The organism is Ileibacterium valens (genome assembly GCF_001945525.1).
Taxonomy (GTDB): domain Bacteria; phylum Bacillota_I; class Bacilli_A; order Erysipelotrichales; family Erysipelotrichaceae; genus Ileibacterium; species Ileibacterium valens.
In genome coordinates, this window is the sequence record NZ_MPJW01000276.1 from 1 (window position 1) to 2,191 (window position 2,191).

Sequence of the window (2,191 nt, forward strand, 5' to 3'; positions counted from 1 at the left end):
AAAGGCGGAAATCTTCCGTTTCCGACTTTCCTGAGAGGAAAGCTGGAGCACAGAGAAGATTTCCGCCTTTGATGGTATTCAGGGATAACCGGGAATAAAAGCCCGTGCAAATTTCAAAAGGTTACAATCGATGAACCAGAATTGATTCTTCAGAACTGGTTTACCAGTACCAGCTTACCAGAACCAGTTCCATCCTCGATTTTTCTTCTTATCTTCCCTGGATTCCTGAAACGGCCAATCCGGTTCAAAAATGATTTCAGCTTCTGTCTGACCATCATCATGAAAGATCAGTCTAGCATAACTGGGTGGATTTCCATCTCTTGGAAACAGAAGACTGCCCGGATTAATTTCAAGAACTCCGTTCACTCTCTCAATTTTTGAGACATGAGTATGTCCATAAATGGCTATGTCACAACCATTTTCCAAAGCCCGAACAGCAAGCGCCTTATCCTTATCCCGATAGGGCAGCCGATGGGAATGACAGACATAAATTTTATGGTTCATGATTTTCAGAACTCTGTCTTCAGGCATATCCGGTTCCCAGTCGTTATTTCCACGGACAAAAACCCATCCAGGAAACTTTGTTGGAGAATCTTCAAGATCTCCGCAATGAAGAAACAGATCCGCTTCGGGATAAGCTTTCTGTAATTGATGTAAAACGTCGCTTCGTCCATGTGAATCAGAAGCAATTATAATTTCAGCACTCATTTAATCACCCCTATTCTTTCATTTATTCAAACCGATGTGGTCTGTCTGGTTTGTCTTTTTTGCATTTATGACCGGTAATATTAGCGCTTCAGAAATGCGAAGTGGATCCTTAAACACCGAAGCGATATTCTTTAGAGAGTTTTAAATCGTTGTTGGCTGAACGCTGTAATGGGCAATGACTCACAAATCTTATTTCGTGGCCTGAGTCATCTGGACATATTCTTCCAGGCAGAGATTCATGTTTTCCATTTCCCTGGCTGCAGTTATTCCGGTATATCGAAGAATAAACGGTTGATAATTTTCCTGGGTCTTTTCAGATTTATCTGCTGGATAGCGAATGATAAATCCATATTCAGAAGCATGTGATTCTAACCAGTCAGAAATCCTCTGATCCTGTTCACTTAATGGACTTTGCAGATATCCACCTTCCATGGTTGCTGGAATCGATGAAATGTATCGAGTTGCCGGCTCAAGAATCAAAGTGAATCCAAGCTGTTCTTCTCTGGATCCATAAGGAAGATTTCTTGAATTTGGATATGGATTTGAAGCGGCATTGTCTTTTTGCTGTCGATAGGAAATGTATCCAGCTAAGGGCTGAAGATCAATTCCTTCGCCTGAAGCTGCCATCTGCATAGCCAAAAAAGCGTTCATGGCTTCCTGATCCAGAATCAAAGAACCATCCATTCTGAGATTAGCCGGCCGATAAGTCCAGACCGATGACTTCTGATCAAGAATTAACAGCGGATCATCGGGTTTATTGACCAGGCTGGCCTGTCCTGAATTATCATAAAAATCAACAATATCATTATATGAGTAGAATCGAAGATAGTTTTCCATTTCTGAAAGCGTCCAGCGCTTTCGAAACATGTTTACGAAATCAACGACGATTTCGGGCTGGGCGCTTCGAGTCTGCATTGCTGTTTCATAATAATAAGCATTTCGGATATTAAAGCCTTCTGAAAGCATAAATGGTAAAAAGATCTCAGGATCCATCTGGGAAGTGATCAGATAATCGATATCATCATCTGAAAGAATCATCTCAATCATTTCTCTTTGTTCAGGTGTTCCATACGGATAGCGTGCAAGCGGATTGTAATGAATATCCAGCAGGTAATAACACTGAAGAAAGAGCAAAAAGCAGACCAGAAATATTGCTCCCCGCCATAAGCGGATCCTTATGGTTAATTTATCATTCAAAAGCCTTTCCCCTTTCTATCCTTCGTTTTTTCTTTTAAATTCATCCGTTTTGACTGGCAGGCAGTCTTTTTCTATCGAAACGCCATCGAACAGAATCGAATTCATAATGACTGTTTAAAGCACAAGTATATCAGTAAAGATCGTAAATCAAAAAATATGCAATGTCATTAAGTTAAGCAGATAGAAGCGCGAATTGCTCCGCACTTCATCGTGGTGTTCAGAATCTACCAGAAATTTTTATCTGGAATCAGCCATTTTTCGGCTTCAAGCCTCACGAATACGATAA

At 40.8% G+C, this 2,191-nt stretch carries 2 protein-coding genes; both read right to left on the bottom strand.

Annotated elements, in window-relative coordinates:
- Nucleotides 1–174 precede the first annotated feature (174 nt).
- A complete protein-coding gene (locus BO222_RS12715) occupies nt 175–708 on the bottom strand; it encodes a YfcE family phosphodiesterase (protein ID WP_075821108.1) in 534 nt (177 codons plus the stop codon).
- Nucleotides 709–897: 189 nt separating this feature from the next.
- Nucleotides 898–1,905, bottom strand: coding sequence for a D-alanyl-D-alanine carboxypeptidase family protein (locus BO222_RS12720; protein ID WP_075821109.1), 1,008 nt, complete (start codon nt 1,903–1,905; stop codon nt 898–900).
- Nucleotides 1,906–2,191 lie beyond the last annotated feature (286 nt).